19 protein-coding genes are annotated in these 20,877 nt (G+C 73.3%); 8 read left to right on the plus strand and 11 right to left on the minus strand.

Annotated elements, in window-relative coordinates:
• Positions 1–269: 269 nt before the first annotated feature.
• A complete protein-coding gene (locus ACIQFZ_RS08995) occupies positions 270–1,460 on the minus strand; it encodes an acyl-CoA dehydrogenase family protein (RefSeq protein ID WP_402690913.1) in 1,191 nt (396 codons plus the stop codon).
• Between the two features lie 21 nt (positions 1,461–1,481).
• Positions 1,482–2,639, minus strand: a complete 1,158-nt coding sequence (locus ACIQFZ_RS09000) for a CaiB/BaiF CoA transferase family protein (RefSeq protein WP_376652755.1) — start codon at positions 2,637–2,639, stop codon at positions 1,482–1,484.
• Positions 2,640–2,814: 175 nt separating this feature from the next.
• On the opposite strand from ACIQFZ_RS09000, the gene ACIQFZ_RS09005 reads away from it, so the two are divergent.
• Both ACIQFZ_RS09005 and ACIQFZ_RS09010 read left to right on the plus strand, forming a co-directional pair.
• Positions 2,815–4,278: a PucR family transcriptional regulator gene (locus ACIQFZ_RS09005; RefSeq protein ID WP_383059163.1), complete on the plus strand. Its 1,464-nt coding sequence runs from the start codon at positions 2,815–2,817 to the stop codon at positions 4,276–4,278.
• Positions 4,279–4,444: 166 nt separating this feature from the next.
• A complete protein-coding gene (locus ACIQFZ_RS09010; protein ID WP_402690914.1) occupies positions 4,445–5,260 on the plus strand; it encodes an SAM-dependent methyltransferase in 816 nt (271 codons plus the stop codon).
• Between the two features lie 122 nt (positions 5,261–5,382).
• Here the strand turns inward: ACIQFZ_RS09010 and polX are convergent, their stop codons facing one another.
• Positions 5,383–7,110: a DNA polymerase/3'-5' exonuclease PolX gene (gene polX, locus ACIQFZ_RS09015; protein WP_365432766.1), complete on the minus strand. Its 1,728-nt coding sequence runs from the start codon at positions 7,108–7,110 to the stop codon at positions 5,383–5,385.
• A gap of 109 nt (positions 7,111–7,219) precedes the next feature.
• Here polX and ACIQFZ_RS09020 point away from each other — a divergent pair, with 109 nt between their 5' ends.
• A complete protein-coding gene (locus ACIQFZ_RS09020) occupies positions 7,220–7,864 on the plus strand; it encodes a protein-L-isoaspartate(D-aspartate) O-methyltransferase (protein ID WP_383131694.1) in 645 nt (214 codons plus the stop codon).
• A gap of 28 nt (positions 7,865–7,892) precedes the next feature.
• Here ACIQFZ_RS09020 and ACIQFZ_RS09025 read toward each other — a convergent pair whose 3' ends face one another.
• A complete protein-coding gene (locus ACIQFZ_RS09025; protein WP_365434668.1) occupies positions 7,893–8,633 on the minus strand; it encodes a PP2C family serine/threonine-protein phosphatase in 741 nt (246 codons plus the stop codon).
• A 294-nt stretch (positions 8,634–8,927) separates the two neighbouring features.
• Between ACIQFZ_RS09025 and ACIQFZ_RS09030 the strand changes: the two genes are divergently transcribed.
• On the plus strand, positions 8,928–9,140 hold the full coding sequence (locus ACIQFZ_RS09030) for a hypothetical protein (RefSeq protein WP_365434671.1): 213 nt from the start codon (positions 8,928–8,930) through the stop codon (positions 9,138–9,140).
• 54 nt (positions 9,141–9,194) lie between these two features.
• Positions 9,195–10,322: a hypothetical protein gene (locus ACIQFZ_RS09035; protein ID WP_365434674.1), complete on the plus strand. Its 1,128-nt coding sequence runs from the start codon at positions 9,195–9,197 to the stop codon at positions 10,320–10,322.
• A gap of 3 nt (positions 10,323–10,325) precedes the next feature.
• Here ACIQFZ_RS09035 and ACIQFZ_RS09040 read toward each other — a convergent pair whose 3' ends face one another.
• Positions 10,326–10,907: a hypothetical protein gene (locus tag ACIQFZ_RS09040; protein ID WP_365434677.1), complete on the minus strand. Its 582-nt coding sequence runs from the start codon at positions 10,905–10,907 to the stop codon at positions 10,326–10,328.
• Between the two features lie 98 nt (positions 10,908–11,005).
• Between ACIQFZ_RS09040 and ACIQFZ_RS09045 the strand changes: the two genes are divergently transcribed.
• Both ACIQFZ_RS09045 and ACIQFZ_RS09050 read left to right on the plus strand, forming a co-directional pair.
• Positions 11,006–11,338, plus strand: coding sequence for an Hsp20 family protein (locus ACIQFZ_RS09045; RefSeq protein ID WP_365434680.1), 333 nt, complete (start codon positions 11,006–11,008; stop codon positions 11,336–11,338).
• 115 nt (positions 11,339–11,453) lie between these two features.
• Positions 11,454–12,347, plus strand: a complete 894-nt coding sequence (locus ACIQFZ_RS09050; RefSeq protein ID WP_402690915.1) for a universal stress protein — start codon at positions 11,454–11,456, stop codon at positions 12,345–12,347.
• A gap of 132 nt (positions 12,348–12,479) precedes the next feature.
• On the opposite strand, the gene ACIQFZ_RS09055 is transcribed toward ACIQFZ_RS09050, so the two are convergent.
• The 6 genes from ACIQFZ_RS09055 to ACIQFZ_RS09080 form a co-directional block, all read right to left on the minus strand.
• A complete protein-coding gene (locus ACIQFZ_RS09055) occupies positions 12,480–13,145 on the minus strand; it encodes a CBS domain-containing protein (RefSeq protein ID WP_383059156.1) in 666 nt (221 codons plus the stop codon).
• Positions 13,146–13,188: 43 nt separating this feature from the next.
• On the minus strand, positions 13,189–13,644 hold the full coding sequence (locus tag ACIQFZ_RS09060; RefSeq protein WP_365775403.1) for a cyclic nucleotide-binding domain-containing protein: 456 nt from the start codon (positions 13,642–13,644) through the stop codon (positions 13,189–13,191).
• Positions 13,641–13,925, minus strand: a complete 285-nt coding sequence (locus tag ACIQFZ_RS09065; protein ID WP_402690916.1) for a hypothetical protein — start codon at positions 13,923–13,925, stop codon at positions 13,641–13,643. The genes ACIQFZ_RS09060 and ACIQFZ_RS09065 overlap by 4 nt, the downstream gene beginning before the upstream one ends.
• Before the next feature lie 169 nt (positions 13,926–14,094).
• A complete protein-coding gene (locus ACIQFZ_RS09070) occupies positions 14,095–14,352 on the minus strand; it encodes a DUF1876 domain-containing protein (protein ID WP_365430362.1) in 258 nt (85 codons plus the stop codon).
• A gap of 129 nt (positions 14,353–14,481) precedes the next feature.
• A complete protein-coding gene (locus ACIQFZ_RS09075; protein ID WP_402690958.1) occupies positions 14,482–16,791 on the minus strand; it encodes a heavy metal translocating P-type ATPase in 2,310 nt (769 codons plus the stop codon).
• 415 nt (positions 16,792–17,206) lie between these two features.
• The gene (locus ACIQFZ_RS09080) at positions 17,207–19,003 is read right to left on the minus strand and encodes a bifunctional metallophosphatase/5'-nucleotidase (protein ID WP_402690917.1); all 1,797 of its coding nucleotides are present in this window, start codon (positions 19,001–19,003) and stop codon (positions 17,207–17,209) included.
• Positions 19,004–19,445: 442 nt separating this feature from the next.
• Between ACIQFZ_RS09080 and ACIQFZ_RS09085 the strand changes: the two genes are divergently transcribed.
• Positions 19,446–20,471, plus strand: coding sequence for a cytochrome c oxidase assembly protein (locus tag ACIQFZ_RS09085; RefSeq protein WP_402690918.1), 1,026 nt, complete (start codon positions 19,446–19,448; stop codon positions 20,469–20,471).
• Positions 20,472–20,877 lie beyond the last annotated feature (406 nt).

Below are 20,877 nucleotides of genomic sequence, written 5' to 3' on the forward strand. Positions count from 1 at the left end.
GTGCGGTCTGGTCGTCTCGCTGGACGGTACCCCGGCCCCCACGTGCGGGTCAGCAGGTCACCGAGCCGGCCGGCCTCCGCCGTCACGCGGAGCCGCGCGGGTGGCTGCCGGACCGGCCGCCGGTCGGGCGGGCCTCTGCGGGTCGTATGGCCGGGGCGTCGGTGTCAGGGGCTTTGCCAGTTCGCCCAGACGGTCGCGAAAAGCAGACAAATTTTGGTCATGGCGGGAGCAGGGAAAAGCCCGCCCCCGCCCCCGTCCCCCGCCCTCGCTCACCGGAACGCCGCGTGTCCCGTGACCGCCTGCCCGACGACGAGCGTGTGCATCTCGACGGTGCCCTCGTAGGTCAGCACCGACTCCAGATTGTTCATGTGCCGGATGACGGGATACTCCAGTGAGATGCCGTTCGCCCCGAGGACCGTGCGGGCGGTGCGGCAGATGTCCAGTGCCTCGCGGACGTTGTTGAGCTTGCCCAGGCTCACCTGCTCGGGCCGGAGCGTGCCCTCGTCCTTGCGCCGGCCCAGGTGCAGCGCCAGGAGCACGCCCTTGGTGTACTCGAGGTGCATGTCGGCCAGCTTCTGCTGGGTCAGCTGGAACGCCCCGATCGGCTTGCCGAACTGGGTCCGCTCCACCGCGTAGGACTGGGCGGCGTACAGCGACGACCGGGCCGCGCCCATCGCTCCCCAGACGATGCCGTAGCGGGCCTCGTTGAGGCAGCTGAGCGGGCCCTTCAGACCGCGGACCTCGGGGAGCACGGCGTCCGCGGGAAGGCGTACCCCGTCCAGGACCAGCTCGCTGGTGACCGAGGCGCGCAGGGACAGCTTGTGCTTGATCTCCGGTGCGGAGAAGCCCGGGGTGTCGGTGGGCACCACGAAGCCGCGCACCCCCTCGTCGGTCCGGGCCCAGACCACGGCCACGTCGGCCACGCTGCCGTTGGTGATCCACATCTTGCGGCCGTCGAGGATCCAGTCGTCACCGTCGCGCCGCGCCCGGGTGCGCATACTGCCGGGGTCGGAGCCGGCGTCGGGCTCGGTGAGGCCGAAGCAGCCGATCGCCTCACCGGCGGCCATGGACGGCAGCCACTGCCGTTTCTGCTCCTCGGTGCCCCACTTCCAGATGGCGAACATCGCCAGCGAGCCCTGCACGGAGACCAGCGAGCGGATGCCGGAGTCGGAGGCCTCCAGTTCGAGGCAGGCCACGCCGTACTCGGTGGCCGACATGCCCGCGCAGCCGTAGCCCTCCAGGTGCATGCCGAGCACGCCCAGCGCGCCGAGCTCCTTGGCCAGGCCGCGGATGTCGGGAATGGTGCCCTGCTCGAACCAGTCCGCCACGAAGGGGTCGACGTGCTGGCCGCAGAGCTGGCGCACCGAGGCGGCCACCGCCTTCTCCTCCGGGGTGAGCAGGTCGTGCAGTCCGGCGGGGTCGCGGGGGTCGAGCGGGGGCAGTGCGGCCGGTGCGTTCATGGGGTCTTCTCCTGTGGCGGATCAGTGGGCGGGGTCGGTGAGCCAGCGGCGTACGTCGTCGCTGTGCTCGCCGAGACGGGGCGGCGGCCGGTAGCCGGTGACCGGGGTGGCCGAGTACGTGACGGGGTGCCGGATCTGAGGCGGCGACGAGGGGCCGACCCGGACGGTCGGTTCGAGGCCGAGCGACTCGGCCAGGGCGATGCCGTCGGCGATGGTGCCGACCCTTCCAGCCGGAACACCGACCGCAGTGCACCGCTTGATCCAGGTCTCGACCGTGTCACGCGCCAGGTGTTCCTCGAGCGCCCGGACGAGTTCGCGGCGGTTGCGCACACGGGCCGGGTTGGTCGCGAAGCGTTCGTCGTCGGCCAGGTCCGGCGCGTGCAGCACCTCGGCCAGCCGGCGGAACTGCCCGTCGTTGCCGCACGCCATGGCCAGCAGGCCGTCCGCGCAGCGCAGCGTCTCGTACGGGGCGATGGACGGGTGCGCGTTGCCCATCCGTTCAGGGGCGCGGCCGGTGGCCAGGTACGCCGAGGCCTGGTTCGCCAGCGAACCCAGCAGGCTGGACAGGAGGTTGACCTCGACCCGTTGGCCCTGCCCGCTCTGCTCGCGGGCCCGCAGCGCCGCCAGGATGCCGATGGCCGCGTCCTTGGCGGTCAGTATGTCGACCAGGGCCACGCCGACCTTCTGCGGGTCGCCGCCGGGGTCGCCGGTGATGCTCATCAGGCCGCCCAGCGCCTGGACGAGGAAGTCGTAGCCCGCCAGCGCCGCGCCGCCGTGGCGGCCGAAGCCGGTCACCGAGCAGTACACGACGCCCGGGTTCGTGCGGCGGACGGATGCGTAGTCGAGTCCTCGTGCGGCGAGTGCGCCGTCCTTGAAGTTCTCCACCAGGACGTCGGCCCGCGCGGCCAGTGTCCGGGCCAGCCGGAGGTCCTCCGGGTCGGACAGGTCGAGGGTCACGGACCGCTTCGAGCGGTTGGCGCACTCGAAGTAGCTGCTGGAGTCGTCGGTCCACGGCGGTCCCCAGGCGCGGGTGTCGTCGCCGGAGCCCGGGCGCTCCACCTTGATGACGGTGGCCCCCAGGTCCGCCAGCATCACCGAGGCCAGCGGGCCGGCCAGGACGCGGCTGAAGTCCGCGACGACCAGGCCGTCGAGCGGCGCCGCGGGCGGATCGACGGGCATGACCATTCTCCGTTCGTTCGGGACGGGACGACCGCTCGGGACGGGACGACCGTACGGGACGGGACGACCGTACGGAGAAGGCGCGGATCTCTCATTGGATAAAATGCACCTCACAGGGCCCGCATTGGACAGATCGCACAGGAGTACTCGTGACGGATCTCGCGCAGGAGCACCCGTGACGGTTCCGACGGTGGCCTCGCTGTGCCGGGTCCTCGGTACGGATCTCGCGCCGGCCGAGGGGTTCGCCGCCTCGGAGCGGGAGGTGTCGGCCGTGCACATCAGCGAACTGCTCGATCCGACCGGCTATCTGAACGGCGGAGAGCTGCTGCTGACGACGGGCCTTTCCCTGCCCCGGAACAAGCTCGGCTGCGAACGGTACGTCGGCCGCCTGGTCGAGGCGGAGCTGACCGCGCTGGCCCTCGGCCTCGGCCCGGTGCACGCGGAGGTTCCGCCGCCGCTCCTCGCGGCCTGCCGGAAGCTGGGGCTGTGCCTGCTCACCGTCCCGCCGCCCACGCCGTTCCTGCGCATCACGAAGGCCTACTGGGCCGCCGTCTCCCGCACGGCCGAGCAGCACCTCAAGGACGTCCTGGCGACGCAACGCGCGCTCGTCGACGCGGCCGCCTCCGCCGATCCGGTCGCCACGGTCCTGCGCACCCTCGGCCGGTCGCTCGACGCCTGGGCGGCGGCCTACACACCGGCGGGCGAGGTGGACCAGGTCTTCCCCGCCGGAGCCGCCGAGCAGGCCGAGCGCGTGCGCGGGGAGATCGTCCGGCTGGAGGGCGCCGGAGCGCACTCCGCCGCCTCGTTCGCGACCGGGTCGGGAGCGGTGATCGTGTTCCCGCTGGCCGGGCACGAGCGGGCCGCGGGGTTCCTCGCGGTCGGCACCTCGACGCCGCTGGATCCCACGAGGCGCAGAGCCGTGCTGACGGCGTCGGCGTTGCTGAGCCTGGACGCGGTGCGCGGTTCGCGCGCCGAATCCGTGGCCGACGAAGGGCAGCGCTGTGTCGGACTGCTGGTCGACTTCGGGCACCTGGACGCCGCGCGGAGGCTCGCGGGCGCGGTGCGGGCACCGAGCCCGCCGGACCACGTCCGCGTCCTCGCGGTGAGGGGCCGGGCGAGCGACATCCTCACCGGAGTGGTCCGCCGCTGGTGCCCGGAGGCGATCGCCGTCCGGACGGACGACCGGGCGGCCTGGTTCCTGGTCCCCGCGGACCATCCCCCGACCACGTGCCTGGAGGACGCGGTACGGCGTGCGGACGACGACGCCGCGGCCCTCCTGACGGAGGTGGTCCCGGTCGGGCGGGCACCGGCCGTCCGCGCGGTCGCCGCCGCGACGCTGGCGGACCTCGCTCCGGGAACCCGGCTGCTCGCCCACCCGTCGCCGGGACCGTACGGCGGCGATCCGGTCGCGCGTATGGCCGCCGCCTGCGACCGGCTGACCGATGTCCTGCGCCAGACCCTCGTCGGCTACCTGCGCCATCACGGCCAGTGGGAGGCGGCCTCCCGCGCGCTCGGCGTCCACCGCAACACGCTCCGGCATCGTGTCTCGCGCTGCCAGGCGCTGCTCGGCGTGGATCTCACCGACCCGGACGTCACCGCCGAACTGTGGCTGCTTCTGCGCCGCCGGGGGATGGTGTAGGGGACGGCCGGGGCGCGCCGGGCGCGGTCGCGGGTGCCCGCCTGGTGCCGAGGTCGCGACCTTTCGGGAAAACCACCGACGGAAACGTGAACTGGCGTGCACAGCAGGGCTTTCGGAACGTAGTTTGTCGTTGGACAACCCGCGCGACGGAGAACGGACGGTACCCATGACCCACCCCGCGACGAGCCCCGACCCGGCGGCGCACCAGAAGATAGACACGACGGTGCCGCACTCGGCTCGGATCTGGAACTACTGGCTGGGTGGCAAGGACAACTACGCCGTCGACGAGCAGGCCGGCGACGCCTACACCGCCGTCTTCCCCGGCATCGTCACCATCGCCCGCAGCAGCCGCGGCTTCCTGCGCCGCAACATCACCTACCTGGTCGCCGAGGCGGGCATCCGGCAGTTCCTGGACATCGGCACCGGCCTGCCGACGGCCGACAACACGCACGAGGTCGCCCAGCGCATCGCCCCCGAGGCCCGGATCGTCTACGTCGACAACGACCCGATGGTCCTGGCCCACGCGCGCGCCCTGCTCTACTCCACTCCGGAGGGGGCGACCGCCTACGTCGACGCCAACGTGCTGGACCCGGACCGCATCCTCGCGGCAGCCGCCGACACGCTGGACTTCAGCCGTCCCATCGGCCTCATCCTCAGCAACATCCTTGGCCACGTTGCCGATTACGGCCAGGCACGCTCCATCGTCTCCCGGCTGCTGGACGCACTGCCCTCCGGCAGCTACCTCTCCATCAACGACGGGTCCCTGGGCACCGACCCGGACTTCGAAGAGGCCCAGGAGGGCTACAACAAGAGCGGCGCCATCCCGTACAACCTGCGCACCGTCGACCAGATCACGGCGTTCTTCGACGGACTGGAGCTCGTGGAGCCCGGGGTCGTCTCGGTTCCGCACTGGCGTCCGGACCCCGAAGCCCCCGCCGCGGCGCCCGTCGCCGAGCACGGGGGCCTCGCGCGCAAGCCGTGACACCCGGACGAGCCGTCCCGCGGCCGTGACCGGAGCACCGTACCGGCGGTTCGGTCACGGCCGCTGCCGTTGGGCCGCCCCGGGGGCGACCAGGGCCCGGAGCGCCGACACGGGTGTGCCCGTCAGGCGGCCCGGTCCTTGCGCAGGAAGCGGCGCAGTCGCCGCAGAGGCCAGGTGTTGATCACATCGTCCGGGGTCAGCCATCCGCGCTGGGCCGTGCCGATTCCGTAGCGCAGGTAGGCGAGGTGGAGGAGAGAGTGGGCGTCGGAGTCGACGGCGAACTTCGCGCCGTGGCTCCTGGCCCGCAGGATGTCCTCGTCGCCCAGGTCGAGGCGGTCCGGCTGGGCGTTGATCTCCAGGGCCGTGCCGGTGCGGGCGCAGGCGGCGAAGACCTCGTCGAGGTCGGCGTCGATGCCCGGCCGCCTGCCGATCAGACGGGTGGTGGGGTGGCCGATGACATGGACGTGGGGGTTCTCGCAGGCGCGCACGAGCCGCCGGGTCATCGCCTCGCGGCCGAGCCCGAAGTGGGAGTGCACCGAGGCCACACAGATGTCGAAGCCCGCGAGGAACTCGGCGGGCCAGTCCACGTCCCCGTCCGGGCCGATGTTGAGTTCGGTGCCGTGCAGCAGCCGCATCCCGTGGTGCCGGCCGTCCAGTGACCGCACCCGCTCGCGCTGAGCGAGGACCTTCTCCTCGGTCATGCGCTGCATGGCGAGGTCGGGCGCGTGGTCGGTGACCGCGTAGTACGCGTAGCCCCGGTCGGCGGCCGCGGCCACCATCTCCTCCAGCGGGGCGAGACCGTCGGTGAGGTCGGTGTGGGTGTGCAGATCACCCCTGACGTCGTCCTCCGTCACCACCTCGGGCAGCTCGCCGCGCAGGCCGGCCTCGATCTCGCCCCGGTCCTCGCGCAGCGTGGGCGGGATCCACGGCAGGCCGAGCCTCGCGTACACCTCGTCCTCCGAGCGGGACGCGACCCGCTCTCCGTTCTCGGCGTCGAACAGGCCGTACTCGGAGAGCTTCAACCCCAGGTGGACGGCGATCGTCCGGGTGCGGATGTTGTGCGCCTTGGAGCCGGTGAAGTACTGCATCCCGGCACCCCAGGAGTCCGGTCGCACCACGCGCAGGTCGACCTGGACGCCCGTGACGGTACGGATCGAGGTCTTCTTCGCGCCGTGCGCGATGACCTCGGCGGTGGAGGGCAGTTCGGTCAGCGCGTCCATGAAGGGCGCCGACCGGTCGGCGGCGACGAGGACGTCGATGTCCCCGATGGTCTCCCTCATGCGGCGCAGCGACCCCGCGTACGCGCACTGCACACACCCGGTGATCCGGGAGAGTTCGGCGACGATGTCCTCGGCGGACTCCATGGCGGTGCCCAGCAGGATCCGGTCCCCGGCCTGCCGCATCAGGGCGATGCCGTGCAGGATGTTCTCCTCGGTCCTCTTCCCGAAGCCCTTCAGGTCGCGCAGCTTCTCCGCCTTGATCGCGTCGGCCAGCTCGGCCACCGAGGAGATGTGCAGGTCCTCGTAGAGGGCCATCGCCTTCTTGGGCCCGAGGGTGGGGATGGTGATCAACTGCCGTACCCCCGCCGGAATCCTGGCCCGCGTCTCCTCCACCACCGTGACATTGCCGGTGCGGAGGTACTCGACGACCTTCTCGGCGATCGACCTGCCCACGCCCGGGATCTCCTTCAGACCCGCGACATCGAGGTGGGAGACGTCGGCGGGGTGGCCGCCGATGGCGCGGGCGGCCTTCTCGTAGGCGCGCGCCTTGAACGCGTCGCCTCCGGTGATGGCGATGAGGTCCGCGTACTCCTGGAGGAGCGCCTCGACCTCCTCGTTGGCCCGAACCACGTCTCACAGTCTAGGAACCGACCCGTCCGGCGGGCCAGGTGCGACGATGACTGCGGGGGGCGAGCTTGACGGCATGCTCACCCTCCTGCCCCGCAGGGAAAGAAGCGCCATGTCCGAAGCCGCCCAGCCGGCCGAGGCTCTCGTGCGGGCCGTTCGCGCGGCCGGCGTCGGTGACGAGCGGCTGCTTCAAGCCGTGCGCGCGACGCCCCGGGCGGCGTTCGTGCCCGCCGCCCATTGCGCGGACGCCTACCGCGACGTGCCGCTTCCGATCGGCCACGGACAGGTGACCACCCAGCCCTCGCTCTCCGCCATGATGATCGACGGCCTCGGCCTGAGCGGGGACGAGCACGTCCTGGAGATCGGTACCGGACTCGGTTTCCAGACCGCGCTGCTCGCCGCACTGGCCGCCGACGTCGTGACCGTCGAGATGCGGCCGGACATCGCGGAGCGGGCACGGCGCAACCTCGCCGCTCAGGGCCTGCGGAACATCGAACTGCGCGTCGGGGACGGCAGCGGCGGGGTGCCGGACCGCGCCCCCTACGACGCGGTCGTCGTGTCCGCCGCCTTCCCGGAGGTACCGGCGCCGCTGGCCGCGCAGCTGCGTCCGGGCGGCCGCCTGGTGCAGCCCATCGGGCCCGGCGGCCGGGAGCAGGTCGTGTCCTTCCTGCGCACCGAGCGGGGACTGGAGCCGTGGCGGACACTCACGCCCGCGTGCTTCGTACGCCTGCGAGGGCGGTACGGCTTCTCCTCCTGAGCCCTCGGACCGCGAGGCCGACGGGAGGTCACCCTTCCACGACCCGCACCACGGCGAGCGTGATGTTGTCGGGTCCGCCGGCTTCGATGGCGGCCTTCCACAGTTCGAAGGCCGCCCGGCCGTCGTCGAACTCCCGCAGCAGCTCGTCCAGGACGTCGTTCGGCACCGGGTCGGTCAGGCCGTCGGTGCAGATCAGGTACCGGTCGCCCGTGGCGAGGGGACAGGCCGTCACATGGGGGGTGACAGCGTGGTACTTCCGGCCTCCGCCCAGGGCCTGGGTCAGGAGCGACGTCGTGCGCTGCCCCGGCGGGGTCGGCGGATTGTCGTCCACGCTGACCTGGAGCAGCCCGTCCCGGGGTGCGGCGAAGATCCGGCTGTCGCCCACGTTGAACGCCAGCAGCGAACCGGGCAGGACGACGGCGCCCGCGACGGTGGTGCCCATCGTGGCCGGTCCGTCACCTTCCGCGGCCGCGTACACCCGGCGGTTGCAGGCGTGCAGGACCTCGCGGACGTCGTCCTCGTCGCTCAGGCCGGGCCCGGCCAGAGCGAGCTGCCGGACCACCAGGGCACTGGCCACATGACCGCCGGGCTGGCCGCCGATCCCGTCGGCGACCGCGACGACGAGGGGCGTCCCGAGGGGGAACACCAGCGTCTGCGGATTCTCGGTCACCGTGGAGCACAGCGTCCACGGCCCGGCGACCAGGCTGTCCTCGTTGTGCTCGCGGACCAGTCCGGGATGGCTCAGCGCACTCACAGCGACGTACGTCATCACAGGTCACCGCCTTCCCCTGCGCGTCGGGGCGGATCGTGCGCCGAGACCATTGTCGTGTGGTCCGCCGGGCCGTGCAGCCCGGGCAGCCTGGCCCTCGGTGTGGGGCGGCGGGCCGGTCGGATCGGTGCGAGACTGACCAGGTGGGTGACTGGCGAGCCGGCCGGGAGCTTGCCAGGAGGTTGCCGTGAGCGACTTCGAACGTCGGGCCGTCGGCGAAGAGGCCCGGCCTGCCGCTCCGCGGCACAAGCCCGACTCCGACCCCGGCCTGCCGCACCCGTGAGGACCCGGGACATGACGCAGAATCACACAGCCGCAGCAACCGGTGCCGTGCCCGAGCTGGAGGCCCGGCTGAGTCGGCTGGAAGCACAGACGGCGACGCTGGCGGAGGCCGTACGGGCGCTCGCCCGCGGTCTGGAGAACATCCCGTCACAGGACACCCCGCCCGGGGAGGCGGCCCAGGGAGCGCGCCTCGCCCACGAGCTCCTGCTCGCCCAGGGACTGTAGACCCGCGTCGTCCGCACGGGCGGGCGCGGGGCGACGGGGCAGTCGGGAGCGACCATGAGACTTTCCTTTCTCGAACCTCTGTACAAGCAGTCCGGTCCGTTCGCGTCGGTGTACCTGGACACCTCCCGAGACAGCGCCGTCGCGGACCCCGACACGGCCATAGCACTGCGGTGGCGGCATCTGCGGGACGCCCTGATGTCCGAGGGGGCGGACCGGAGCACCATCACTGCGGTGGCCGACCTGGTGGGCAGCGACACGGAGGTACCCGGCCCGCACGGGCAGGCGGTGTTCACCGCGCACGGCCACGCGGCCCTGCTGGACGAACTGCCGCTCCCGCCCACGCGGGACACGGCGCACTTCGGAACGCTGCCGGACACCATGCCGCTGATCGTCCAGCACGCGCCCGGGATCCCGTACCTGGCGGTGCACGTCCGCTACGGCGGACGCCACTCCACGGACGCGACCGGCACCGTGCGCGTCGACGCCGAGGCCGGCACCTGGCCCCTGACCAAAGTCGCGCCCGGGCACCGCCTGCACGAGGAGATCCCGGTGGGCGACTGGCCGCGGGCGGCCCAGGTGATCGGCCGGGAGCTGGAGGGCCACGCACGGCGCACCGACTGCGAGGCGGTGGTCGTCGCGGGAGACGTCTGGGCCCGCGGCATCCTCGTCAACCGGCTTCCCCCGCCCCTGCGCGGACACGTCACCACGGTGGAGGGCACGGGCGAGTGGGTACCGGGGCGGGCCTTGCTGGAGCAGCGGCTCGAAAGTCTCTTCAGCGGACGCATGGCCGCGCACGACCGCGGCCTGCTGGACGTCTTCCTGGCCCAGCGGGCGCACGGCGGAGCGACGGCCGAGGGGCTTTCCGCCGCGGTGTCGGCCCTGCAACGGGGCCGGGTCAAGGCCCTGCTCCTCAACAACCACCCCGAATCGCCGCTGCGCCTGTGGGTCGGCCCGGAATCAGGCCAACTCGCCCTCACCGAAGAGGAGTTGCGCTCCTACGGTGTACAGGACGTGCGCGAGGAGCGCGCCGACGCCGCGCTGACCCGGGCGCTGGTCGGCACGAGGGCGGAACTGGTCCTGGTACCGGAGCGGGAGTTGCGGCTGCACGAGGGCGTCGGCGTCCTGCTGCGCTATCCGCTGCCCCGGAACGACCCGGGCGCACCGGGGGCACGACGGCCGTGATCGTCAGCGTGCCGCGCGGCCCCACTGCGGTCCGACCTTGCGCCACTCGGCTTCCCAGGCGCGGGCGCGGCACCGGTCGAGCGCGGCGCGGACCGCACAGCATCCGCCGCCGGCGGCACCCGCGAGGGCGAGCGACACCAACGCCCCCGTGGCGGCCGCCTGCGACGCGGCCTCGGACGGGGTCAAGGGCGGAGGTGTGACCCGGTGGTGCCGATCGGTCCACACCGCGATCCGGTCGCCCGCCGCGAGGGTGGGCGCGACGAGGGTCCGGTCCTCGTGCCGGGTACCGTCCTCAGCCGTCCAGCGGACGGTCCCCACGACCCGGTCGTCCGGCGTCGTCACGCTGTCGCCGCCGGGCCGCGCCGAGTGGACCAGGACGGCGGTGGCCGGGTGCCGCTCCACCTGCTGCTGGGCGAGGCCGTCCGCCGTCGCCTGTCCGACGACCACGCCCGCCAGGGGAGCCCCCACCGCGATGACGGCCCACGTGGCCAGCAGGACCCAGCCCTCGATCACGTCCTCGCGACGGCGCATCGGATTGCTCCGCCACCGCCACAGCGGACGCCGGACGGGTTTGTTCGCCCTCATCGCTGCTCCCTTCGGTCCTTCGACCACCCCCCCGGGTCCTCCGACCACCCCCGACGCGCCGAGCGGACGGTCGCCCGCGCGGCTTCCTCCACCCCAGCGTGACAGCCTCGCGGGCCGCCGTCCTGGGGCCGCCCGACGCGGCCACACCGGCCGTTCGTCCCCGCCGGGGCGGGACCTCGGGCCCACCGTCCGCCACCCACCGGGCCGGTCGGCCCAGCGCCGCCGCGGCTCGAACGCGCGAGACTGGAGGAGAAGCACCGCACGGAGCTCCGCTGCGCACGTTCGTCCGCTCGGTCCGGCTTCCGGCCGGGGCCCCGGGCGTCGAGGCGGGCGCGGAGTACGTGGAGTACGAGGACGGCGTCCTGACCATCACGGTCCCGGTCCCGGAGGAGAAGACGGGCACCAGGACCATCCCGGTGCGGCACGTCTGAGCAGGGGCGATCTGCCGCACCCGCGGTGCGCGGCCGGTGTGGCGCCGACCGCGCACCCGCGGGGGAGAACGGGGAAGAAGGGGGACAAACGCGGGGGACAGGGAAGGTGACCGTCATGCTGAGACCCGTCGTGGCCGGCCTGGACGGCTCGCGCGAGAGCCTCGCCGCGGCCCACTGGGCGGCCAGGGAAGCCCTCCGGCGAGGGCTGCCGCTCCGGCTGGTGCACGCCTGGGAAGGCCTGCCCGAGACCGCAGGGAGTGCGGACCTGCCCGAGGTGCGGGTGCCGCAGTCCCGCGCGCGGCGGATGCTGCGGGACACGGTCGCCCAGCTCACCGAGTCGTACCCCGGGCTGGACCTGTCCGGCGAGCAGGTGCACCGACAGCCGGGTCCCGCCCTGCTCGACGAGGCGCAGGACGCCGAACTGCTGGTCATCGGCAGCCAGGGGCTCGGCGCGGTCGGGGGCTTCGTCCTGGGCTCGGTGGCCATGGCGACCGCCGTGCACGCCGACCGGCCCGTCGTCCTCGTACGAGCGGGCGAGACCGCGGAGAGCGAACATCTGCCGGACGTCTCCGGACGTCCCTCGACGCGGACCGCGCACCGTGACGTGGCGGTCGCCGTCGACACCGACGGCCCCTGTGACGACCTGCTGGACTTCGCCTTCCGCGCCGCCGAACTGCGCAGGGCACCCCTGCGCGTGGTGCACGCCTGGCACGTGCCGCTCACCCACGGGCTGCCGGACGCGCGGACCCGGGGATCGTTCCGGCAGGAGGCGGAACGGGAACTCGCCGCGCTGCTGGAGCCCTGGCGGCAGAAGTTCCCCGCCGTGTACGTGGCCGAGACCCTGCACGAGGGGCGCCCGGCCCACGTTCTGCCGCGTGCCGTGAGCGGGTCGGGCCTGCTGGTGGTGGGCCGCCGCAGGAAGTACCCCGTGATCGCGCACGCGGGTCCCGTCGCGCACGCTCTCGTCCACCACGTGACCCGCCCGGTCGTGCTCGTACCCCACGACTGACAGGACCGGGACGACCGGTACGACCTGCACGACCGATGTGATCCCGCGGGCCGTGGGGCCGTGTCCGCGACCCCACGGCCCGCGGGCTGCACCGGCCACCGCCGAGGAGGCGACGGCACCGGCGCGATGCACTCAGCGCGGTTCGGTCAGCGCCGAGCCGCTCGTGAGGTCGCACTCGACGTCGACGACTCCCTCGACGGCCCGTACCAGGCGGGCGGCCACGGGCACCAGCGAGCTGTCCCGGATCCGGCCGGTGAGCGTGACCACGCCGTCGCGGACGCCGATGTGGATCGGTTCGAGCGGGGCGGGGAAGAGGTAGGAGACGATCTCCCGGCGGACCTCCTCGGCGAGGTCGTCGTCCGACCGCAGGAACACCTTCAGCAGGTCGCCCCGGCTGACCATGCCCTCCAGCATCCCCTCGCCGTTGACGACGGGCAGCCGCTTGACCCGGCGCTGGGCCATGATGCGCGCGGCCTCGGCGAGCGTGGCGTCGGAGTGGACGGTGACCGCCGGAGTCGTCATCAGCTCCCCGGCCGTCACCGCGCCCGCCTTGGCCAGGTCGGACAGCCGGCGCAGCTGGGTGAACCGGTCGGGGTCGCTGTCGCGGAACTCCTCCTTGGGCAGCAGGTCGGCCTCGGACACGACACCGATCACGCGTCCCTCGCCCTCCAGCACCGGAAGGGCACTGACCTTCCACTGCGCCATGAGGTTGATCATCTCCTTGAACGGGGCGTCACGGCCCACGGCCACGACGGTGTGCGTCATGACGTCGCTCACGATGTGCGGGCTGCCGTGCACGGCGGTCTCCTCCTCGGGACGTCGGATGCGGGTGCGGGTGGGGTCACCGGCCCCCGCTGCCGTAGGGGGCGTACAGGTCGAGCAGCCGGATGCGGGCCGCGTGCAGCCGGTGGGCGACCACACCGCCGACCCAGGCGGCGACGGCGCGACCGAACTCGGGATCCTCCCCGCACAGCTTGCGCACGGCCTCGGCGTCGAACTCGTAGGCCCGCACCGGGCTCGTGGCCTCGGCGCCCAGCTGCCACACATACGGCGGGAAGTGCCAGGACCAGCCGACCAGTTCGCCGTGGCCCAGCGATTCGATGACGGCGGCGCTCCGGCCCGGGACGTGCAGGTCGAGGGCGACGGTGCCGGTCCGGATGATCCAGAATCGGTCGGCGTGCCGCCCCTCCTGGAACAGACGGGCGCCCATGTCGAAGGAGGTCTCGCGGGCGCACCGCATGAGCCGCGCACGGTGCTCGGCCGGAAGGGCCGCGGCCCGGGTGGTGGTGGAGGTCATCGCTCCGGCTCCTCTCGTTCCTGCCGCCTCGCTCGGTCGGCGAGTTCGTCGTGCGGCGCCGCGGCGTCCTCGGTCCGGCCGGCACCGACCGCGTACCGCGTGGCGCACCGTCCGCGGTCCACGCGGCCCAGGCGGTCCACGCGGCCACGGGCCGAGTCCCGGACCGGGCCGCCGTCGCGCCAGATGGGTCCGGCGACCGTGCGGCCGGGCCCGCCGAGGGGCCTGAACAGGGCGTCGAGTCCGCTCCTGACCAGGCCCGCGGTGGTGGGGCTGTCCGTCATCGTCCCCCTCCGGTATGCCGGTCGTCCCGCTCCGGGATGCCGCTGCGCTGCTGTATCCAGCCTGTTCCCGTACGGCCCGCGCCGCCACGGGCCGCTCGGGCCCGCCAGGGGGCCCTTCGGCCCCAAATGGCGCCCGGCGGGCCGTCGCCGCACGCGGCGAGGACGTCCGTCAGGCGGGCGCGGGACCGGCCAGCTCGACGATGTCGTCGGAGGCCACGTCGTGCAGCCGGATCGCGAGGTCCTCCAGGGCCCTGCTGACGGCGAGTTCGTCCCCGATCTCGGGAATCGGACGGTCGATGGGGTTGCGCCGGGCCACGCCCCGACCGGTGACCGTCGACGCTTCGCGGGTGCTGAGGACGGCACGTGCGTGGGTGTCGTCGCCGTCCTCGGTGATGTAGATCTGCACGGTCCACTGCTTGGCTTCCATCGTGACCACTTCCGTGCGAGTTCCGTACGTGGCTGTCCCGCCACTTCTCACCTTGCGCGCCCGCCCGCGGCCGCGCCAGAGCCGAAAGGCCCCCGGCCGTCGGACGGCAGCCGGGGCCGGGGTCGGGATTCACGGGGCGAGCGAGAAGTAGTTCTCCTCCTCCTGCGCGAAGTGCAGGCGCAGCACGGTGTGCAGGCCGTAGAGGCAGGCGAGCAGGTCCTCGGACTGCTCGGGTGCGAGGGTGCCCTCGGTGCCGGCCAGCGAGAGGTGCGTGGCGATGCGCCGGGAGAGCCGCTCGATCTCGGCGTGGGCCCGGCTCATGGTGGCGGTCGCCTCGGGGCCGCCGAGTGCGGGCATCAGCGCCGGGTAGAGCTGGTGCTCTTCGGCGTACTCGTGGGGCAGCAGCCGTTCGGTGAGCAGCCGGTGCACTTCACGCACCGACGCCAGAGCGTCCGGGGCGGGGCGTACGGCGAGCCGGGCCGCGGCCGAGCGCACCGCCTCCAGGACGTCCTGAAGGTCGTCGTGCTCGGCGGCGAAGCGCTGGATGAGGGCCTGAGTGGAGGGTTCGAGCGCCGGCTGGGCCGCCCGGTCCGTGCGCAGGGCGCGCAGCGCGTTGAGGATCACCACGACGTCGATCCCCTCCTGGAGCAGGGCGCCCACCGCGGGCGGCAGCAGCCCGAAGGCGGCCGCGGCCATCGCGGCCAGGGACATCAGCATGCCCCCGAGGGCACTCTGCACCGCGATGCGCCGTGCGCGCACCGCGACCGCGGCCGCGTCGGCCAGCCGGTCCAGGCGGTCGGTGGTCAGGACGATGTCGGCTGCCTCGGAGGAGGCGGTGGATCCGCGCGCCCCCATGGCCACACCGATGTCCGCGGCGGCGAGCGCCGGTGCGTCGTTGACGCCGTCCCCCACCATCACGGTGACCGCGCGCTCCTGCTCCGCGCGGACCGCGGCCACCTTGCCGGCCGGGGAGAGTTCTGCGCGCACGCCGTCGAGTCCGAGGACGGCGGCGACCTCCCGGGCGGGCTCGGGCCGGTCCCCGGTGAGCATGACGATCCGTTCGATGCCCGCCGTGCGCAGCCGGCGCAGCGTCCGGGGGGCGTCGTGCCGCACCGGATCGCGCAGGAGCACGGCACCGACGGGCCGGGCCTCGACCGTGAGCCAGGCCACCGCGGCGCCGTCCAGCATCGCCCGGTTCTCCACCGCCCGGGCCCACGCGGGAGCCTCCGTACCGGCGGGCAGCCGGCCGATGGTCGCCCCGCGCCCGCCGACGACGCCGGAGATCCCCCGGCCGGCCTCCTCGGACACCTCCAGCGCCACGCCCAGGTCCAGCCCGCGTTCGCGCGCCGCGTCGACGATGGCCCGCGCCAGGACGTGCGGCGAGTACTGGTCGAGGGTGGCCGCCAGGTGCAGCACGTCGGCGGGCTTCCAGCCGGGCGCCGCGGTCACGTCGACCACGCGCGGCCGGCCGCCGGTGAGCGTGCCGGTCTTGTCGAGCAGCAGCGTACGGGCCCGTCCGAGGTTCTCCAGGGCGCCGCCGTCACGGACCACCACGCCGAGCCGGGAGGCCCGGGACAGACCGGAGACGATCGCGACCGGAGCGGCCAGCAGCAGGGGGCACGGCGTGGCGACCACGAGGACCGCCACCGCCCGCACCGCGGACCCGCTGAGCAGCCAGGCCAGTCCGGCGGTCGCCACGGAGAGCGGCAGGAACCAGGCCGCGTAGCGGTCGGCCAGGCGGACCAGCGGGGCCGACTCGGCGCCCGCCTGCCGGGCCAGCCGCACGATCTCGGCGTACGTGCTGTCCTGCTCGGTCGCCGCGGCCCGCAGCTCGAAGGCGTCGCCTGCGTTGACCACGCCGCTGCGCACCTCCTGGCCCCGCGCCCGCTCGACGGGCGTGGCCTCCCCGGTGAGCACCGACTCGTCGAGCACGGCCAGGGCGTCCACCACCCTGCCGTCCACGGGGACGACCTCACCCGGACCCACCACCAGCAGGTCGCCGACGCCGACCTCGGCCAGCGGCACCGTGCGGACGACGGTGCCGGTACGGCGGCGGGCCGTGCGGGGCGCGTGCTCCAGCAGAGCGACCAGGTCGTGGGAGGCACGTCGCTCGGCCGCGGCCTCCAGGGTGCGGCCGGTGGCGAGCATCAGGGCGATGAGCGCGCCGGCGAGGAACTCGCCGACCGCCAGGGTGCCGCCGAGCGCCAGAACCGCGATCAGGTCCACGCCCGTACGGCCCTGGCGGAGCGCGGCCACCACCCAGCCCAGCGCGGGCACGACGGCGGCGACGGTGCCGAGCCCCCAGCACACGTCGGCCAGGCCGGTGTTCCCGGCCAGCCAGGAGACGCCTCCGGCGATCAGGGCCGCGGCGGTGACGGCCAGGAGCACGGGCTGGAACTCGGCGGTGGTCGGGGTCAGTGCCCTGGCCAGACGGCGCAGCGGCCTGCCGGGCGTGCCGCGGCTCCCGGCCGGAGCGCTCACGGGAGCCGCCGCGCGCGGTTCGGCAGCGGGGCGGAGCGGCGGGGGAGCACCGTGGCCGCCCACGCGGTGAGGCGGGCGGGCCCGGCGACGGCTCCCGTCATGGCGTACCTCCTGTTGCGGGCGCAGGCCGGACGCCACGTCCCGGCCGCGCGAGGTCCCGTACGTCGGTCCCTCCCAGTCTCCGCCCGGCCCGCAGCCGGAGCCAGGGCCGAACGGCACTGTCCGGGGCCCCTCCGGACCCTGCCGCGCCGGGCGCCGGGCCATCGGGCGGGCGCCCCCGCCGACGCCGGCCGGTCCGCCGCACCGCCCGCGGACACACGCGAGGGCGGGCCTTGTACAAGGCCCGCCCTCGTCCGATCGGTCGGATCGTCGCTTACTTGACGACGGTGACCCGGTCGGCGGCGGTCGGCGCGTACGGCGCGGCGGCCGAGGTGTTCGCCGTGAGGTAGTCGACCAGGGCGGCCAGGTCGTCGCTGCCGACGAGCTGGTCGGTGCCGTTGGCCAGCTCGGTGAAGCCGTCACCGCCGCCGGCCAGGAAGGAGTTCATGGCGACGCGGTAGGTGGCGGTGGGGTCGATCGGCTTGCCGTTCAGCCTGATGGAGTCCGTGACGACGCGGTCGGCGCCCGTCTTGGTCAGGTCCAGGGTGTAGGTGAGGCCGTCGGAGATCTGCAGGTACTTGGGGGCGGCGGCGTTGCTGCCGCTGACCTGCTGCTTCAGCACGGTGATCAGCTGGGCGCCGGTCAGGTCCTTGAGGTTGACCGTGTTGCTGAAGGGCTGCACCGCGAAGCCCTCACCGTAGGTCACCACGCCGTCGCCCTCCTTGCCGGAGGCGGCGTGGACCAGGTCGGCACGGATGCCGCCCGGGTTCATCAGCGCGAGGACGGAACGGCTGTCCAGGGACTTGGCGTGCGCCAGCTGCGCGTCCGCGATCAGGTCGCCCAGCGGCGACTCGACGGCGCCGTTGCGCGTGATGTCCTTGGTGATGTATCCGACCGGCTTGTTGGCGACCGGCGCGGCCAGGGTCTGCCAGTAGTCGAGCAGCTGCGTCATGTCGGCGGCCTTGGACTGGGTCCGGTCGACGACGCGGTTGGAGCCCTTGACGGTGGCGCGGACGATGTCGTCGGTGCGCGGGTCGTACTTCATGTTCAGCTCGGTGAAGAGCCGGCCGTAGGACGCGGCGCTCGTCACCAGGCGGGGGTGGCCCGCCGGGTCCGGGATGGAGCAGACGTACGCGTTGTGCGTGTGGCCGGTGACGAGGGCGTCGACCTCCGGCGCGACCTTCTTGGCGATGTCCACGATCGGGCCGCTCAGCCCGAGGTTTCCGCCCGCGTCACAGTCGTAGTTGTACGCCGAGGAGGCCATCGGGTATCCGCCCTCGTGGACGAGCGCGACGATCGCGTGGATGCCCTGCTGCTGGAGTTCCTTGGTGTACTTGTTGATCGTCTCGGCCTCGTCGAGGAACTTCAGCCCCTTGACGCCCTCGGCCGTGACGACGTCCGGGGTGCCCTTGAGGGTGACGCCGATGAAACCGACCTTCGCGCCCTTGACGTTCTGGACGACGTACGGCTTGAGAAGCGGCTTGCCGGTCTTCTCGTTGATCACGTTGGCCGACAGGATCGGGTAGTCGGCGCCCTTGAACTTGCGCCCCTCGGCGTAGCAGCCGTCGACCGGGTGGCAGCCGCCGTTCTGGAGGCGGAGCAGCTCGTCCTTGCCCTCGTCGAACTCGTGGTTGCCCACGCCCGTGACGTCCAGGCCGAGCTTGTTCATCGCCTCGATGGTCGGCTCGTCGTGGAAGAGGCCGGACAGCAGCGGGCTGGCGCCGACGATGTCGCCGGCGGCGACGGTCAGCGACCGGTCGTGGCCCGTGCGCGCGGTGCGCAGGCTGCTCGCCAGGTACTCCACACCGCCGGCGTCGATGTCCTTCGTGGTGCCGTCGGCCTGCCGCTCGGTGACCCGGCCGGAGGAGCCGGCCGGCGGCTCCAGGTTGCCGTGGAAGTCGTTGATGGCGAGGAGCTGGAGGTCCTTCAAGGGGGTCGAGCCGGCGTCGGGGCCGGCCTGCGCGGGGTTCGCCGCGACGAGAGCACCGGCGGTGGCCAGCGTGGCGGCCGCGGCGAGAGCCGCTATGAGGGCTCTTCGCGGAGCCGGGCGACGGGAGTGGGTCGGCGACATGGTGCTCCTGATGTGACGGGTAAGAGTGGGGGCAGCAGGCCGCAGCCTAGAGTCAACGCGCGTAGTTGTCAGGAACTTCGTGGTTACGGACAGGTTTCCATCTGACGGACGTCTGCAGTTCAGGACGTTTTTGAGTGATTCGCGTGGACGCCGAGGCAGGTCGTCGCGGTAAGCCCACGGTGAGGAATCCGTGAGAAGTCGTCACGCGGTCGGGGCGCGGTGACGCCTTCGGGCGAGGCCCGCTCGGCTCAGGTCGCGTCCTCGGGAGGCGCGGCTTCCGGGCAGTTCGGCAGGTTGGGCGGCCCCGTCCCGGGCGTGGTGCCGTGTTGACGCGACGCGCCGGACGCCCTCACCCCGCCGCCCGGGCGCGGCCGCGGGCGGCTACCGTCCACAGGGGACATGAACCGACTCGTCCTCTATGGGCGGATGGAGAGCGAAACACATGATTCCTGGCGCGGTCACCGAACTGACGGCCGGGCAACTCGCCGAGCCGACCCTCGGTCGTCTGCTGTCCTCGTGGCAGGCCGACGTCCCGGCACTGGTCGTGGTGGCCGTCCTGGGCGGACTGTACGGCTGGGGCGTGCTGCGGCTGCGGCGGCGGGGCACGAGCTGGTCGCCCGCCCGTACCGCCGCCTTCGCGCTGCTCGGACTGGGCACGCTGGTGGTGGCCACGATGTCGGCGCTGGCCGTGTACGACCACGTCCTGTTCTGGCCCGCCGCCGTGCAGAACATCCTGCTCGACCTGGTCGCGCCCCTCGGCCTGGCCCTCGGCGACCCGCTGAGGCTCGCGGTGGAGGCGCTGCCGGAGAGGAGAGCGGAGCGGGTCCGGCGTGCGATGACCGGGCGGCTGGTGCGTGTGCTCACCTTTCCCCTGGTCAGTACGGCCCTCGTGCTCGCCACCGAGCTCGTCGTGTACTTCACGCCGTACTTCGCCACCGCGCTGCGCGTCGGCTGGCTGCACGAGCTGATGTACCTGCATCTGCTCACCGTGGGCTGCCTGTTCGTCGTCCCGGTGCTCACCCACGAGCGGGCGCTGCCGTCCTGGTGCACTCATCCGGTGCGGGCCGCGCTGGTGTTCCTGGACGGCATCGTCGACGCGTTGCCCGGTGTCGTGGTGATGACCCACGGGACACTGATCGCGGGGGCCTGGTACCAGCACCACGCGCCCGCCTGGGTCACGGACGTCCACCACGACCAGCAGATCGGCGGCGGCGCGATGGTCAGCATCGCCGAACTGGTCGCGCTTCCGTTCATCCTGGCGATCCTGGTGCAGTGGGCGCGCGCCGAACGCGTCCAGAACGCCGCCCTCGACCGCCGCCTCGACCAGGAACTCGCCCGCGTCGCCGTACCGTCCCGGCCGGCCGGCGAACAGGTCCCGGCGTCCGCGCCCGCACTCGTCCGCCCCTGGTGGGAGACCGAGCAGAACGAGGTGGCCGACAGGATCAGGCAGCAGCGCGGCATGGGCTGACCCCGGCCCGGTTCTCCCGTAAAGGCCAGGGGTCTGGCTCGTGCGCCGCCGTACCCCGGCGAGCTCGGCGTCCTCGCCGGGCCGCCGGCTTACGGGCGTGTCTGCCCTGCCCTGGAGGACGGCACCGACGCCGAGTACGCCCCCGTACCGCCGCCGGCCGGACCTGCGCATCGCCGACTTCCGCACGGCCGCTCCGGAGAACTCCTTCGCCCGGGCGGCGCCGCACAAGCCGACCCGGCCCGCCCCACCCCCGGCCCGTGATCCGGCCACTCCCGCAGGGGCCACCACGGCCGTCCACCGGCCCGCCCGGCGAGGCCGGCACAACCGTCACCGCTGCCGCCTGCGGCCTGCCGGCCTGTCCGGGGCTGCTCGCACAGCCGTCACCGCTGCCCCCTGTCGGCCTGCC

Origin of the sequence: Streptomyces sp. NPDC093064 (assembly GCF_044754605.1) — a bacterium.
Lineage (GTDB): Bacteria > Actinomycetota > Actinomycetes > Streptomycetales > Streptomycetaceae > Streptomyces.